This is a genomic window from Vreelandella janggokensis, assembly GCF_031451615.1.
Taxonomy (GTDB): Bacteria; Pseudomonadota; Gammaproteobacteria; order Pseudomonadales; family Halomonadaceae; genus Vreelandella; species Vreelandella janggokensis.
The window spans coordinates 238,273-253,813 of record NZ_JARWAJ010000004.1; the positions used below are offsets into that span (position 1 = coordinate 238,273).

15 protein-coding genes are annotated in these 15,541 nt (G+C 58.1%); 11 read left to right on the top strand and 4 right to left on the bottom strand.

Annotation, left to right across the window (positions count from 1 at the left end; all coding sequences use genetic code 11):
* Positions 1-175: 175 nt before the first annotated feature.
* Positions 176-1,441: a M20/M25/M40 family metallo-hydrolase gene (locus tag QC816_RS12940; protein WP_199285039.1), complete on the bottom strand. Its 1,266-nt coding sequence runs from the start codon at positions 1,439-1,441 to the stop codon at positions 176-178.
* 168 nt (positions 1,442-1,609) lie between these two features.
* On the opposite strand from QC816_RS12940, the gene QC816_RS12945 reads away from it, so the two are divergent.
* A complete protein-coding gene (locus QC816_RS12945; RefSeq protein WP_309782703.1) occupies positions 1,610-2,836 on the top strand; it encodes a YbfB/YjiJ family MFS transporter in 1,227 nt (408 codons plus the stop codon).
* An 83-nt stretch (positions 2,837-2,919) separates the two neighbouring features.
* Positions 2,920-4,383 carry a sodium-dependent transporter gene (locus QC816_RS12950; protein ID WP_199285041.1) on the top strand — a complete coding sequence of 488 codons (1,464 nt, stop codon included), beginning with the start codon at positions 2,920-2,922 and terminating at the stop codon, positions 4,381-4,383.
* 6 nt (positions 4,384-4,389) lie between these two features.
* Here the strand turns inward: QC816_RS12950 and QC816_RS12955 are convergent, their stop codons facing one another.
* On the bottom strand, positions 4,390-5,703 hold the full coding sequence (locus tag QC816_RS12955) for a Y-family DNA polymerase (RefSeq protein WP_309782706.1): 1,314 nt from the start codon (positions 5,701-5,703) through the stop codon (positions 4,390-4,392).
* Between the two features lie 10 nt (positions 5,704-5,713).
* Positions 5,714-6,157 carry a LexA family protein gene (locus tag QC816_RS12960; RefSeq protein WP_085917394.1) on the bottom strand — a complete coding sequence of 148 codons (444 nt, stop codon included), beginning with the start codon at positions 6,155-6,157 and terminating at the stop codon, positions 5,714-5,716.
* A 337-nt stretch (positions 6,158-6,494) separates the two neighbouring features.
* On the opposite strand from QC816_RS12960, the gene QC816_RS12965 reads away from it, so the two are divergent.
* Together QC816_RS12965 and QC816_RS12970 are read left to right on the top strand one after the other, a co-directional pair.
* Positions 6,495-7,391 (top strand): alpha/beta fold hydrolase, encoded by an 897-nt coding sequence (locus QC816_RS12965; protein ID WP_309782710.1) that lies wholly within the window; start codon positions 6,495-6,497, stop codon positions 7,389-7,391.
* A gap of 10 nt (positions 7,392-7,401) precedes the next feature.
* Positions 7,402-8,439, top strand: coding sequence for a patatin-like phospholipase family protein (locus QC816_RS12970; protein ID WP_085917396.1), 1,038 nt, complete (start codon positions 7,402-7,404; stop codon positions 8,437-8,439).
* A 5-nt stretch (positions 8,440-8,444) separates the two neighbouring features.
* Here QC816_RS12970 and QC816_RS12975 read toward each other — a convergent pair whose 3' ends face one another.
* On the bottom strand, positions 8,445-9,014 hold the full coding sequence (locus QC816_RS12975) for a Smr/MutS family protein (protein WP_085917397.1): 570 nt from the start codon (positions 9,012-9,014) through the stop codon (positions 8,445-8,447).
* A 156-nt stretch (positions 9,015-9,170) separates the two neighbouring features.
* Between QC816_RS12975 and prmB the strand changes: the two genes are divergently transcribed.
* From prmB to QC816_RS13010, 7 genes are all read left to right on the top strand, one after another.
* Positions 9,171-10,130 (top strand): 50S ribosomal protein L3 N(5)-glutamine methyltransferase, encoded by a 960-nt coding sequence (gene prmB, locus QC816_RS12980; RefSeq protein ID WP_085917398.1) that lies wholly within the window; start codon positions 9,171-9,173, stop codon positions 10,128-10,130.
* A gap of 13 nt (positions 10,131-10,143) precedes the next feature.
* A complete protein-coding gene (aroC, locus tag QC816_RS12985; protein ID WP_085917399.1) occupies positions 10,144-11,235 on the top strand; it encodes a chorismate synthase in 1,092 nt (363 codons plus the stop codon).
* A 73-nt stretch (positions 11,236-11,308) separates the two neighbouring features.
* Positions 11,309-11,695 (top strand): hypothetical protein, encoded by a 387-nt coding sequence (locus tag QC816_RS12990; protein ID WP_085917400.1) that lies wholly within the window; start codon positions 11,309-11,311, stop codon positions 11,693-11,695.
* 154 nt (positions 11,696-11,849) lie between these two features.
* On the top strand, positions 11,850-12,284 hold the full coding sequence (locus QC816_RS12995; protein WP_085917401.1) for a phasin family protein: 435 nt from the start codon (positions 11,850-11,852) through the stop codon (positions 12,282-12,284).
* 111 nt (positions 12,285-12,395) lie between these two features.
* On the top strand, positions 12,396-14,243 hold the full coding sequence (phaC, locus tag QC816_RS13000) for a class I poly(R)-hydroxyalkanoic acid synthase (RefSeq protein WP_309782718.1): 1,848 nt from the start codon (positions 12,396-12,398) through the stop codon (positions 14,241-14,243).
* Between the two features lie 239 nt (positions 14,244-14,482).
* Entirely contained in the window at positions 14,483-14,935 is a 453-nt protein-coding gene (locus QC816_RS13005) for a copper chaperone PCu(A)C (protein WP_264826345.1), read from the top strand.
* Positions 14,936-14,959: 24 nt separating this feature from the next.
* Positions 14,960-15,541, top strand: a complete 582-nt coding sequence (locus QC816_RS13010) for an SCO family protein (protein WP_264826344.1) — start codon at positions 14,960-14,962, stop codon at positions 15,539-15,541.

A 15,541-nucleotide genomic window follows, 5' to 3' on the forward strand; every position in this document is an offset into this window, starting at 1 on the left:
CTTTAGAAGTGCACTGTGAACATCTAGCGCAGAGGATGCGCACTAGGGAAAACCAAGCAGGACGCTTGATGGACTCAAGGATGCACGAACAGGACGTTCGTGAAGACTTTTCAAGGAAGACATGACGAAACCCCGACCAGAGATGGTCGGGGTTTTTTCATGGGACACGCCGCAATTAATCGGCTTTATCGTCGTTTTTTTCCTCGTCGGGTTTGTCGCTGCCCTGATGGCCGAGTGGGCTTGCCTGGTCAAGGCGTGGATGGTTATCGAGGAATTCACGCTTGAGGTCAGGCAGCTTATCTAGCGCTTTCAGTGTGTGGGTTAACGCATGGATGGCGGCCAATACATCCTGTGTATTGCCGGTTTCCGAAATCGTGTGCATGTTGCGGATCGGGAAACCAATCGACGTGGCGGCACTGTCTACAGACGCCAACACCCCTGCCATACCGTCGGTGCCCGTATCAACGCCGACCATGTCGCGCTGCATGGGGATCTCGTTCGCCTTGGCGGCTTCGGCAATCACGCGGTTCAACTGTTCACTGGCGATCGAGCCCACCGCCATGGTGAAGCCCTTGCCCATCTCTAACGGCTGCATGCGTTTGTCGCCGATGCCGGGAGCGGCCACGTAGTCGTGGTTCACATCGACGCCAATCAGCGCATCAGGTTTCATTTCGCCCGCCATAACGCGGCTGCCGAAACGGCCAATCTCTTCGTAGCTGGCAATCGCGAACAATACGCGTACATTTTGGGTGCCGCCTGCCTCGGCAATTAAGCGCGCTACTTCAGCGGTTACAAAGCAGCCCAGGCCGTTATCCAGATAGGCGCCGTAGAAGGTGTCGGGGCTGAAGCCGGGGCGAATAGGGCGATCAAAAATAATCGAGTCGCCGGGGCGTACGCCGAGGTTCAATACCTGCTGTTTCTTGTTTTCGCCGTGGATCTGCAGGTCCAGATAGATCTGCTCTTTCTTCAGGCCTTTGCTGCCATCGCGCATGGCGGGGTCAGAAAAATGAATGGCGCCCAGGGCTTCCACCGTGCCGCCTTCAATGCAGCGGTAGTTGCCGGGGGCTTCCGGGTCTTCGCTAAACAGCTTCACTTCATGGCCGACCAGTACGGTGGGCAAGAAGGAGTCTGTGTTGATCCAGATCTTGCCGTCTTCACCAATGGAGCGGACCTGCATGCGGATTTTATCCGCATGGCCGATGATCATGACCTTGAACATGTCATCCTGACCGGGATGGGTGTCGAGCACGACGCCCGCATTGCCCTTGAACTGGTGCAGATGCCAGTCCGCAGGGGCGAAAGACTCAAAATGCGGTTTTAGCACGCCGTACGTCATCGCTGCCTCCAGGCCCACAGGGCTGGGGGCGGCAAGAATATCGCGCATCAGTTTGAATTGCGCGTCAGGCATCGGTTGTGTCCAGGGTTTTGCACTATCGCTCATTCAGCTTTCTCCCGTTGGTGGATAATGCAGCCTAGTGTGCCAGATTATGCAACCATACGCGCACTTGGCAGGCGACGTTTAGACGATGCCATGTCAGTGAGGTTCAGCTTATGATGGGTTTAGTAAAGCCGCATATGGCAATCATGAGCTCACGACGAGGGCGTCGATATGACCACCGCTACCCTTCGCTCCCAGCGCTTCAAGGTGCTGCTGGCGGGTGTGTTCAGTCAGTTGCTGTGTATTGGGGTGGCGCGCTTTGCCTATACGCCGCTATTGCCCGTCATGCAGCAGCAGAGTTGGATAGGCGACGCCGATGGCGGCTGGCTGGCAGCGCTGAACTACGCCGGCTATATGCTCGGCGCCCTGCTGGCGGCAACCGTGCGCAGCATCCATGTCAAAGATACCTTGTATCGGCTGTGTCTGGTGCTGGCAGTGCTCACCACGGCGGGTATGGCCTTGACCGAGCATTTCTGGCTCTGGGCGGGACTGCGCTTTCTGGCGGGGTTTTCAAGCAGCGGTGCGATGCTGCTGGCCTCTGGGCTGATCATGCATTGGCTGATTCAGCACCGCCAGCGCGTTGAACTGGGCATGCATTTCGCCGGGTTGGGCCTGGGCATTGTGATCGCTGCCGTTGCGGTAGAAGCGATGCTGGCGCTGTCAATGGACTGGCAGGCGCAGTGGTGGGCGTTCAGCGTGCTCGCGGTAGGGCTGTTGGTGCCCGCCTGGCGCTGGCTGCCGCGGCCATCGACTGTCGTGACCGGTACCTCGGGGGATAAGACCGCCGCCGCTAAACCACCCACCCATACCTTTATGCGCTGGATGCTGGCCGCCTATTTCTGTGCGGGTTATGGCTATGTGATCAGCGCCACCTTTATTGTCACGATTGTGGAACGCGAACCGCTATTGGCCGGTGCCGGTAACTGGACCTTCGCATTGGTGGGGCTGGCGGCGGCCCCTGCGGTCATCCTGTGGGACCTTGTGGCGCGCCGTATCGGCTATTTGGGAGCCCTGATACTGGCCATGAGCCTACAGGTTATCGGTATTGTGCTGCCCGCCATGACAACGAATCTGGCGGCGGTGCTGCTCAGCGCAGTGCTTTATGGCGGCACCTTTCTGGGTTGTGTCAGCCTGGTGCTGACCATGGCGGGTCGGTTATATCCCGCCAGCCCGGCAAGGCTGATGGGCAAAATGACCCTGGCCTACGGCAGCGCGCAGATCATCGCCCCGGCGCTCACCGGCATGCTGGCGGAGGTGACCGGCCATTATAACGTCGGCCTCTGGCTGGCGGGTGGCTTTGTAGCTCTGGGGGCGCTGTTGCTCGCCTGGCTGCGGCGCGTCGACCAAACCGCGCAGCGTCTCGATGCCGACGCCAAAGCGGCGGTTTACGCCTCGTAATCGACGAGCGCGCGCCACGATTTTTTGCGCATTCGCTGCAAAATCCCTAGGATAAGCGCTTTTTTCCAACAGGGTGGTAGATCATGGCGTCTTCTGGGCAACCGCGCATCCAATGGTTAGGCCGCTGGGGCTTTATGCTGGCAGCGACGGGCTCGGCCGTTGGATTAGGCAATATTTGGAAGTTTCCCTATATCACCGGTGAATTTGGTGGTGGGGCCTTCGTGCTGGTCTACCTCGCCTGTATCTTGGCGGTGGGCGTGCCGGTCATGATGACCGAGATTGCCTTTGGGCGGCGCGGCCTGGGTAGCCCGGTCGATGCCATTCGGCGGGTGGTCAACGAGTCCGGTCGGTCTTCAGCATGGTCATTGATCGGCTGGATGGCGATGCTCTGCGGCTTCATGATTCTGTCGTTTTATGTCGTTGTGGCAGGCTGGTCGTTCTCCTACCTTTGGAAGATGCTGACCGGCGGACTTTCGGGTAGCAGCGTTGACGATATGGCCGCGGTGTTTGGGGCCAATAACGCTAACCCCTGGAATCTGGGCTTCTGGAGCACCCTGGTCACGCTGCTGACCATGCTGATCGTCGGTAAAGGTGTACAGGAAGGCATTGAAAAGAACGTCAGTTGGATGATGCCAGGGCTGGTATTGATGCTGGCACTGTTGATTGTGTTTGGCGTTTTCTCCGGCGGCTTTGGTCAGGCGTTCAGTTTCCTGTTTTCTTTCAATGCGGGCAGTCTGTCCAGTGAAGGCATGCTGGCCGCGCTGGGGCACGCGTTTTTTACGCTATCGCTGGCTTCCGGGGCAATCCTGACTTACGGCAGCTATCTACCAAAAGGGACTTCCATCGGCCGCACTACGCTAAGCGTGGCGATTGCCGACACCGTGGTGGCGTTAATGGCCGGACTGGCCATTTTTCCGGTGATTTTTGCCAACGGCATGGATCCTGCTGAAGGCCCAGGGCTTATTTTCATGAGCTTGCCACTGGCGTTTCAAGCGATGCCGCTGGGCACGCTGTTTGGCATTCTGTTTTTCCTGATGCTGTCGATGGCCGCACTGACCTCGGCGATTTCAATGGTCGAGGCGACGGTATCCTGGCTATGTGATAACAAAGGTATCTCGCGTAAAGCAGCCTCGTGGGGCACGGGTATCGTGCTATGGCTGATCAGTACCCTGGCGATGCTGTCGTTCAACCTGGGCGCCGACTGGACGCTGGCGGGGAAGAATTTCTTTGACTGGCTGGACTACCTGACCTCGCGCTTAATGATGCCGCTGGGCGGCCTGGGCATGGTCGTGCTGGCAGGCTTTGTGTTGAAGAGCGAGACGTTTCGCGATGAACTGGGGCTTGCGCCGCTGCCTTATGCGCTGTGGCTGACCATGGTGCGTTACGTTAGCCCGCTCGGGATTGTGGTGATCTTTATCGACGCGCTGGGAATCTATCAGGTCTCGTTTGTCGCGCACTGGCCGTGGTTACTGGTGATTCTGGGTGCCATGGTGGCGTTGGGCGAAACGTTAAGCCCGCGTCTGCACCATGTGTGGAAGCACCGCTGAGGGCTGTTACGGCTTCGGCTGTTGCCGTTTTTTCCGGGCATCGGCAATCGCGCCGGGGTGAGTGCCGGCTTCCAGTAGCTCATCCCAGCGCGTGGTAAAACGGTTGGAACGGTGGGCACAGCGTAGGTGCCATGGCGCGTCGTCATCGGTCATCCCGAAGCGGATCGTGTCTTGCCCCATACGCTGGTTGATGGCGTCCACCGTGGCCATTAGCAGCGGATGGTGTCGAGCGGGTGCATCGAGCAGCGATAGCTGATGCTGTTGGGCATCGACGAGATCCAGCAACATCACGCCGGCTTTCATGAACCGATAGCCGGGTCGATATATCTGTTCAAGGCCCTGGCGGACGGCGTCGAGAATAACGCGCGTATCGTCGCTGGGGGTGGGTAACGCGACCAGGGTGTGGGGAAAGTACTGTGGCTGGTCTCGACGATGGCGGTTGGTTTTCAGGAACAACATCACCGAGCGTGCCAGGCTGTGCTGTTCGCGAAGTTTTTCGGCACTACGCTGGGCATGGCGGCGCAGTGCCTCGTGTACCTGAGTTTTTACCCTGGTGGGTTGACCGAAAGAGCGGGATGTCATGATGCGCTGGCGGGGTTGATCCACCGCGTTCATTTCCAGGCAGGGGGTGCCACGCAGTTCCAGGGCAGTGCGTGCCAGCACCACGGAAAAGCGTTTGCGCAGCTGTTTTTTATCGCACTCGCGTAACGCCCAGGCGCTATGGATGCCGCTAATGGCAAGCCGTTCGGCAAGCCGCCTGCCCACGCCCCATACTTCGCTGACCGGCGTTTGCTTTAGCAAGGCTTTGGTGCTGGCATCATTCCCGCCAAGCAGGCAAACGCCTTGGTAGTGTGGCTGCTTCTTGGCCGCATGATTGGCGAGCTTGGCCAGGGTGTGGGTCGGTGCCAGACCGATGCATACCGGTAATCCAAGGCAACGATGTATGTCCCGATGTAGGCGCTCACCCAGAGCCTGGCACTGGTGCTTGCTCATGCCCTCCAGGTAGATAAACATTTCATCGATGGAGTAGGGGGCGATGTCGGGGCAAGCGTCGTGCAGCAGTTGGGCGAGCCGTGCCGACATGTCGCCATACAGCTCATAGTTGGATGACAGCAGATGAATCTCGCCGCGCTGGCGTAGCCCTTCCAGTTTGAAGGCGGGAGTGCCCATGGGAATGTCCATCGCTTTCATTTCCGCGGAGCGGGCAATAACGCAGCCATCGTTGTTGGACATCACACCAACGGCTTTGCCTTCCAGATAAGGCTGGAAGACGCGTTCGCAGCTGACGTAAAAATTGTTGGCGTCGACAAGACCGATCATGACCGTTACATCACCGCAGGTATTCGTGAATGACCGCCCGAACCACCCCCCATACCTGACACTCGCTGTCTTTCAGGGGCAGCGGTGGGTAATGGGGGTGAGCGGAGCACAAATGCGGCGTGCCGCGATAGAGCGCGTAGCGCTTGATCAGAAGTTCGTCGTCGAACATGGCCACCAGAATATGCCCCAGACGGGGCGAGAGGCTGCGGTCAACCACCAGCAGGTCGCGATCGAAAATCCCCCAACCCTCCATGCTGTCACCGGTGGCGGTCAGGTAAAACGTGTGGGTGGGGTTCTTGATCAGGCGCACGTTGAGATCCAGCGTGCGCGGTTCGTAATCCTGGGCGGGGGAGGGGAAGCCGCTAAACCCAGCGCGGCCATGTAGGGGAGGAAAGGGCAGCGACTGATGCGTTAACGGCACGGCTGGCGCGATAGGCGATAACGGCTGCGTCATGGTCAGCCTCCTCACTGGCAGTATATGTATTTATATACAGTATTTGGCCATGAGGAGAAAATTGCAAGGGCTGGCCGTCTTTAGGAACCTTCGTGAAGGTTTATCTTGCCAGCCAGAGGCCCACCACAATGGCGCTGGTCACGGCGATAAAAAAGACCCAGTTGCGTGTTCGGGTGTCACGGTGGGGTTTCATAAAAGCCTCATTAGCAGGAAAAAGATGGACGTTGGCGAGCGCCCGTAATTTTGTACAGACATTGGTGTTTGGCATGGTACCGTTTGTGCTTTATGCCGTCATCTTGCCGCCTGGGGCGGTTGGTTTGCTTAGGATAGGTTCATAATGTCTCAACCCACTGCAACGCGTTATCCTCATTCCCTTTACCTCGCCCAAGGTCGTCTGGCGGCGCTGAGCTGGGGGCGTGATGCGGCCCCTACTTGGCTGGCGCTCCACGGCTGGCTCGATAACGCGGCGAGTTTTTCACGGTTAGCGCCGTTGCTGGTGGAAGCACTGGATATTCGCATTGTGGCTATCGATTTTCGTGGTCACGGGCATTCAGCACATGCGGCGGCGGGCGAGGATTATGCGCTGTGGGATTATTGCCACGACGTGCTTGATGCCATGGACGATTTGGCCATTGAGCGAGTGGCATTGCTCGCCCACTCCATGGGCGCCGCGGTGGCCTGCCTATTGGCTGCCGCCGTGCCGGAGCGCATTGAGTTCATGACGCTGCTGGATGGCTTGGGTGCGCTCAATACGCCCTCTGGTGACACGACAAGCCAACTGCGCAAGGGGTTAATGGCGCATAGGCGGCCCATTTCCCGGGCGCCGCGTTATCCTGATCTGGCCACCGCGGTGGCGGCTCGAGTGGCCGGTGGCGTTACACCGTTAGACACCATCACCGCCACGCCGCTGGTGGAGCGCAATGCCGACGTAACGGCCGACGGACACGTGCAGATGCGCACCGACAGCCGCTTGTTGAAGCCATCGCTGGTACGCTTTACACCTTCCCAGGTGTTAGCGCTACTGGCCGACATCCAGGCACCGGTGCTATTGATAGAAGGTGAGGAGGGCATCTTAGGCAAGCGCGACTGGGCAGAAAAAGCCCGCCAGGCGGTACCGCACTTAACACGCCATGTACTGGCAGGCGGTCATCACCTTCACCTGGAGCCCAAGGCGGTATCTGGGGTTGCCGAGGTGATGACGCAATCATTAATGAAACGTCGGGATCAGTCGTAGGAAACGAGCGATGAACGAACAGAGCCTGACCGATGGCAGTGTATCGAGAGGTAATAAAGTGGCACTGGTGCTGGGTAGCGGCGGTGCCCGGGGCTATGCACACATCGGCGTGATTGAGGCGTTGGAGGCACGGGGCTACGAGATCATCTCGATCGCCGGGTGTTCCATGGGCGCGCTGATAGGCGGTATTTATGCGTCGGGTAAACTGCCTGACTATCGCGAATGGGTGTGTGATCTGGACTATCTGGATGTGCTCAGGCTGGTCGATGTGACCTGGAGCCCAATGGGTGCCATGCGGGCCAGCAAGATCATGAGCAAGTTGGAAGGGCTGGTGGGCGATACATTGATGGAAGACCTGCCGATTCCGGTGACCACCGTGGCCACTGATCTGGTGCGCCAGCGCGAGGTATGGTTTCAAAACGGCCCGCTGCTGCGCGCGATACGGGCATCAATCGCCGTCCCCGGCGTGATTACCCCTGTGCATCTGGGGGATCAGGTACTGGTCGACGGAGGTCTGCTGAACCCGCTGCCCATGATGCCCATACTGGCCGCCCACGAGGCAGATTTTGTGGTGGCGGTGAACGTGACTGCCCACAGCCCGCAGCCGGTGTCTTTGGAGGCACTGCTTCCCAAGGATGAGAATAACGACAGCCGCACCACCCGGGAGCGTGATCGCGATGCCAATATTGGCGGCTGGATGGACGAGGTGCGCGCCACCACGCGGCGGCTATGGAGCGAACTGGGCAGCAGTAGCGAAGAAGAGGGTGAGGTGGATGAAACGATGGACCTTCGCGGCAAGCGGGAATGGGGCAAGCTGGATATGATCCTCGAATCATTCGATATTACCCAGGCGGCACTGGCCAAATATAAAATTGCCGGTTACCCGCCCGATATTCTCATCGAAGTGCCCAAAACGGTGTGCAGTACCTACGAGTTTCACCGTGCCAAGGATCTGATCCGCCTGGGCCGTCACCTGGCCGATGAAGCCCTGGCGCGGCACGTGCCCGATAGTGCGTCGGATGCGCAAGAATCGGGTGTGGCAGAATAACGAGCCTACTGACCGCGCTTACGTAGCAGGATATAGACCGCACCGGTGCCGCCGTCGATCTCGATGGCGGAACAGAATGCCAGGACCCCGGGCCACTCGCGCAGCCAAGCATTGGTGTGGCTTTTAAGTACTGGAAAATCGGCAGTGGTGCCCCAGGCCTTGCCGTGGACAACCAGCACGCAGCGAAGCCCCTGAGCGGTCGCGTCACGCAGAAAGCTCTCTAGCTCCAGCCGGGCTTCTTCAAGGGTGTAGCCATGTAAATCTAGGCCAGCCTGCCAAGCCGTCTGGCCGCGCTTGAGTTGGCTGAAGGTGCGCCAGGGCAAATCGGCGACGCTGAATTCCAGGTATTCGGAAGGACGTACCGCCTCGACCCGGCCGTCGGAGGTGCGGCCGCTGGTGGCAAAGGTACTGCTTTCCACCGCCGCCTGCCGTCTGGCCTGCTGGGCATCATCATTGCGCTTGGGTTTGCCGGGGTCGGCCTGATTGGTGGCCATGCGACGCACGCCCGCGGCTTTCAGCGCCTGGCGGAAAGCACTGATATCGTCATCATCGGGCAGGTGGCGGTGTCGTGTCATGACAGGCTCAAATGGCAAATGGGCAAAACGGAGAACAGGCGCACAGTATAGCGAGATGCACGCTGCTGTGAACCGGGCAGCGTCAAAGGTACAATCTTTTCTTTAGCCATGCCGTCTCCCGATGGGGATGGTCGCCTTTGTTGACCAGGAGCCAATGTGACCCAGCCTCTCAACGCCGAGACTTCGCCTTCCTCCCTCACCCTGCCGGATACGGCGCTGGTGAGCGAGCTCATAACCTTACGTGACTACCTGCGCTGGGTATCCAGCGAGTTCTATTTGGCGGGACTCTATTACGGCCATGGCACCGAGTCGGCATGGGACGAAGCCGTTGCGCTGTGTCTGGGGGCACTGCATTTGCCCTGGAATGTCGACCCGGGTGTACAGGATGCGCGGTTGTTGCCGATGGAGCGCGAGCGCATAGTGGTCCTTACCCGTGAGCGAATCACCACGCGCCGACCGCTGCCTTACCTGTTAGGTGAGGCTTTTTTTGCCGGTTATCCGTTTAACGTTGATGAACGCGTGCTGATCCCGCGCTCACCGATGGCGGAGCTGATCGAGGACGGCTTCGCGGCCTGGTTCCCCGAGGAGCCGCCCGAGCGGGTACTGGATTTGTGCACCGGCTCCGGTTGTATCGGCATTGCCACCGCGCTTTATTTGCCCACTTGCGAGGTGACGCTGGCCGACATTAGCCAGGAAGCCCTTGCCGTGGCGCGCCAGAATATCACCCGCCACGATGTCGGCGAGCGCGTACGTGCGGTGGAAGCCGACGTGTTCAGCGGGCTGGAGGGCCAGCGCTTTGATGTCATTATTTCGAACCCGCCCTATGTCGATCAGCGTGACTTGGCCACCATGCCCGCCGAATTTCGCCACGAGCCTGCCTTAGCGCTGGGAGCGGGTAGCGACGGTCTGGATATCGTACGACGCATTCTGCGCGAGGCACGTGCGCACCTGACCGATGAGGGGTGGCTGATTGTCGAAGTGGGCAACTCAGACCGCCACGTGGAGGCTGCTTTTCCAGAAGTGGCGTTCATGTGGCTTGAATTCGAGCGTGGCGGCCAGGGTGTCTTTGCTCTGAGCGCTGCTGAACTCGACGCCCATGCGGCGTCTTTTGCGTGAGGAACTAAGGCTCATGTCCGGCAATACATTTGGCAAACTATTTACCGTTACCACCTTCGGGGAAAGCCACGGCCCGGCGCTAGGCGCGATCGTCGATGGCTGCCCGCCAGGGTTGCCTCTCTCCGAGGCGGATCTGCAGCACGACCTGGACCGCCGCCGCCCCGGTAGCTCGCGGTATACCACCCAGCGCCAGGAAGCGGACCAGGTGAAAATCCTGTCGGGCGTTTTCGAAGGCAAAACGACCGGCACCTCGATTGGTTTGATCATCGAGAACACCGATCAACGCTCGAAAGATTATTCAAAAATCAAGGACCAGTTTCGCCCTGCCCACGCGGACTACACCTATCACCACAAGTATGGTCACCGTGACTATCGTGGGGGAGGGCGTTCAAGCGCGCGGGAAACCGCGGTGCGGGTCGCCGCGGGTGCCATTGCCAAACAGTATCTGGCGGCTCAGGGAGTGCAGGTGCGTGGCTATATGAGCCAGCTTGGCCCGATCAAGATAGATTTCAATTCCTGGGATGCCGTCGGGCAGAACGCGTTTTTCTGCCCCGATCCCGCCAAAGTGCCCGAGCTTGAGGACTACATGGATCAATTGCGCCGCGATCAGGATTCCGTCGGCGCGGAGATCACCGTGGTGGCCGAAGGCGTTCCGGTCGGGCTGGGTGAGCCGGTATTTGATCGCCTGGATGCTGATCTGGCGCATGGTTTGATGAGTATTAATGCGGTAAAAGGGATTGAGATTGGCGCCGGGTTTGGGTGCATCGATCAACGAGGCAGTGAGCATCGCGACGAGATGACGCCGGAAGGCTTTTTGTCCAACCACGCCGGCGGTGTTCTGGGGGGGATTTCCAGCGGCCAGCCCATTGTGGCCCGCCTGGCGCTCAAGCCGACGTCGAGCATCACCACGCCGGGGCGCTCGATCGACGTCAACGGCAACGCCGTCGAGGTGGTGACCAAAGGTCGTCATGACCCTTGCGTGGGTATTCGCGCAACGCCCATCGCGGAAGCGATGATGGCGATAACGTTGATGGATCACTGGTTGCGGCAGCGTGGGCAAAACGGTGCAGTAAGCGTTGATACACCACGTTTAACCCAACGCTAGCGGCAAGGTGTCCCTCGCATATCGCTGCTACACTCTAATAAAACAATATTGGTTAATGAAGCAGGAGCCGCCAATGAAGATTAACGTTGAGTTCGATCTCACCCCCGATGAGTTTCGCCAAGCGCTGGGGTTGCCCGACGTTGAAGCGTTTCAGCAACACCTGCTTGAGAACATCCAGCGGCAAATGGAGTCCGGCGTTGAGGGGTATGACCCCATGAGCCTGATGCGGCCTTTCCTGCAGCAGCCCATGATGCAGCAGGGCCTTTCACAGGGGTTGTCCAATTTCGGCACCTATCAGCAGATGATGCTGGATATGTTGAAACAAGCCGGGAATGCCAGTAGCAGCGATGCACCTGAAGAGGAAAAGGCTCAAAGTGGCACGACAAGTACCAAGAGCGCCAATGCTAATGCCAAGGCAACGGCATCTTCCCGGTCACGGGCAAAACGGAAATCGGAGTAATGAAACCCGGACACGACCAAAGCGCTAGAGGCCGTTTTCGTCAAGGTAGTTGCAACATGCCCTGTCAATCATTACTCTTTTTGCAGTGCAGCAATTCGTGTTCAAGTGAGTCACTCACGGCTCATGCCAAGGAACGAATAGAGGAGTAGATACCATGCAAGATAAAATGATGGACGCCTTCAACGCCCAGACCCGCCAAATGTTTGAGCCGATGCGCAAGATGAACTCGCTGATGCTCAACAACATGGAAAAGATGACCCAATATCAGCTGGAAGCGATGAAGCGCTACAGCCAGATGGGTACCGAGCGCCTGCGCAGCGCAACCGACGTTCAGGATGCTGAAAGCCTGCGCGACTTCGGCACGCAGCAAGCGGCGATGATGAACGAGCTGTCTCAGAAAATGCAGGAAGACGCTCGCGTGATGAGCGAGATGAGCCTTGAATTCAAGGCAGAGATGGAAAAGCTGTTTGGTGAAGCAGGCAAGCAGATGGCCGACCAGGCCAGCGCCGCGGCCAAAGGCGAGCAGCCAGCCGCCGCCAAGGGTGAGCAGTCCGCAAAAGCGAGCAGCCAATCCTCGCGTAAAAGCTGATTGACCCGATTGATCGCGGCGCCCAAGGGCGCCGCGCCTATTTTGAGCCTTTGATTACCTGCCATCAAACAGGCTGCGTTAGCGTTGCCGCGCCGGTAAAGGAGAACGAAGATGTCAGCAGAGTGGGAATTACCGCCCCATGGCCTTTCTCAAGAAGAGCTGGAAGCGTGGAATGCACAGCTGAAAGATATTGGTGAGCAGTATCAAGGTCTCATGCAGGATCTGTTATCGCGCATTGCGCCAAGCGAAGCGGCAGACTCCGTGTATAGCGACATGCGGGAAAGCTTTGAAGCCGGCGCGCAGTCATTAATGCAGAACCCGACGCTATTATGGCAGACCCAGTCACGCCTGTTGCAGGACCAGTGGCTGCTGTGGCAGCAGGGCATGCGGGCGATGGCCGGTGAAGAGGTATCGCCAATGGTCACGCCGGAGAAAGGCGACCGGCGATTCAAGGACGAGGCCTGGACCCGGGAACCCCACTTCATGGCCATCATGCAGCAGTACCTGCTGTTTTCCCAGATGGTGGATGAGCTGGTGGACAGTCTGAGCGGGATGGACGAAACCCATAAGCGCAACCTGGCCTTTTATGCGCGTCAGGTCGTCAACGCGATGTCGCCGACCAACTTTGTCACGACGAACCCCGAGGTCATGCGCCGCACGCTGGAAACCAAGGGGCAGAATCTGGTGGAGGGGCTTGAGCGGCTGCGCGATGACCTGGCCAATTCTGCCGAGGGCATCAACGTCCGTATGACGGATCGCAGTGCCTTTGGCGTTGGCGAAAACATCGCCGTTACCCCTGGGGCCGTGGTGTATGAAAATGAGTTGATGCAGCTGATCCAGTACACGCCCACCACCGAAAAAACCTATAAAACACCACTGCTGGTCGTGCCACCGTGGATCAACAAGTACTACGTACTGGATCTGCGCGAAGATAATTCGATGATGAAGTGGCTTGTCGACCAGGGGCATAGCGTATTTCTGATTTCCTGGCGCAATCCGGGGCCGGAACAGCATGACATCACCTGGGCCGATTACATGCAGTTGGGCCCGGTTACCGCCATGGAAGCGATTGAAAAGGCTTGCGGTGAAAAGTCCGTCAATCTGTTGAGTTACTGCGTTGGCGGCACGCTGACGGCATCGACCGTGGCCTATCTCACCAGCACACGGCGTGGCCGCAAGGTTAAATCGGTGACCTACATGGCCACCCTGCAGGACTTCCGTGATCCCGGCGATATCGGTGTATTCCTCAACGAACGCGTCGTAGAGGGCATTGAAGAGAGTATGCAGTTGAAAGGTTATCTGGACGGGCGCTCGATGGCCTATACCTTTAACCTGCTGCGTGAAAACGATCTTTTCTGGTCGTTCTACATCAATAATTATCTGAAAGGTGAAACCCCGGCTGCCTTCGACCTGCTTTACTGGAACACGGACGGTACCAACCTGCCTGCCGGAACCCATGCCTGGTACCTGCGGCACATGTACCTGGAGAACAAGCTGGTCGAGCCCGGCGGCATCGAACTTGACGGGGTGAAGATCGATCTCAGGAAAATATCGGCGCCCAGCTATTTTGTGTCGGCCAAGGAAGACCATATTGCCAAGTGGAACAGCTCCTATTACGGCGCGCTGTTGCCAAAAGGGCCATCAACCTTTGTGCTGGGCGGTTCGGGGCACATTGCCGGTATCGTCAATCCGCCCCATAAGCAAAAATATGGCCACTGGACGAACGATCAGCTGCCTGAAAGCCATGAAGCCTGGTTTGAGGGGGCGACCTTCAATGAAGGGTCGTGGTGGCCTCACTGGCAGGCCTGGGTCACCGAAAATGGCTATGCGGACCCGGATCCGAAAAAAATGGTCGCCGCACGTCAGCCAGGTGAGGGCGAGTTAAGCGTGATCGAGCCCGCCCCAGGGCGCTATGTAAAGACCACGATTCCTGAAGTGTTGGGTGAAATACCTGAATAGGTGACCAAGTACGTTCCGCCTGATGAAGCCCTGCCTTAACGGTGGGGCTTTTTTCGTATAACCAGACAATCGACGGTGTCGCTGACATAATGTCGCATCAGGGTTGCGGAAACCTGGAATCTGGCTATGGTGATGAAGCTTTTGAGATGCTCAACAACGTCAGCGCGCAAAGCGTCTAGCGTGTCAGTTGACTAGAACAGCACCGAAAAACTCAGTCCTTCCCCAAAAGGAGAAATAAGATGGTCAGTCACCTATTCCAGGCCCCTCGGCTGTTAGCCGGTGGCATGCTGCTGATGCTGATAACCGCCGGACATGCCAGTGGACAGGACGTGCAGGTCAGTAACGCGCGATTGAGTTTGTTGCCCGGTGAGCAGCCGGGAGCGGGGTATTTTCAGCTACATAATACCGGCGACGAGACAGCTGTTTTAGTCGGCGCGCAAAGCGAGGCCTTTGAAGACGTCGAGATCCATATGAGCAGCGAGGAAAATGGCATGGCGCATATGCACGCCATGGAGCAAGTGGAAATCGAGGCGGGGGAGCGTTTCGAGTTTGCCCCAAAAGGCCATCACTTGATGTTTATCGGGCGTCTGAAAACCTTTTCTGAAGGTGATGATGTCGAGGTGATGCTGGAGTTTGACGATGCTCAGCAGCTGTCGGTCACGTTCGATGTGGTATCCCCTGTATCGCTTTAATACGCTGTCACGCAGGACGAGTTAATGATTAAACAGTTGTTTATTGTGCTGGCTGCGCTGTGGCTCGTCGGCTGTGTTGATCGAAGCTGGCGCACGGCAGAAACCCACGAGATCATGCCGCCGCTGGATTTTTCGTTGATTGACGAAAACGGTCAGGCCGTCGAGGCTGAAGAGTATCGGGGTAAGGTCACACTGGTTTACTTTGGGTATACCTATTGCCCGGATGTGTGCCCGATTACGCTGGCCAGACTGGCAGGCACGTTGAACCGATTGGACGATGACGTCCGTGACGACATCCAGGTGCTGTTCATCTCCGTTGACCCGAAGCGTGATACCCCCGAGGTCGTAAAGCGCTACACCAATGCCTTCGGCCCTGAGTTTATTGGCATTACGGGAGACCTGGCGGAAATAGACGCCCTGACCAACCGTATGCGTGTCACGTATGATTACGAAGAACCCAACCAGCGTGGTGACTATATTGTGACGCACACAAGCGCGGTTTTTGCATTTGACCGGGAAGGAGAGGCACGATTCCTGATCCGTGACAGCCATCCGATCACTGACGCCGTTGCCGATATCAACCAGCTGGTGGAGCAGGGAGACTAG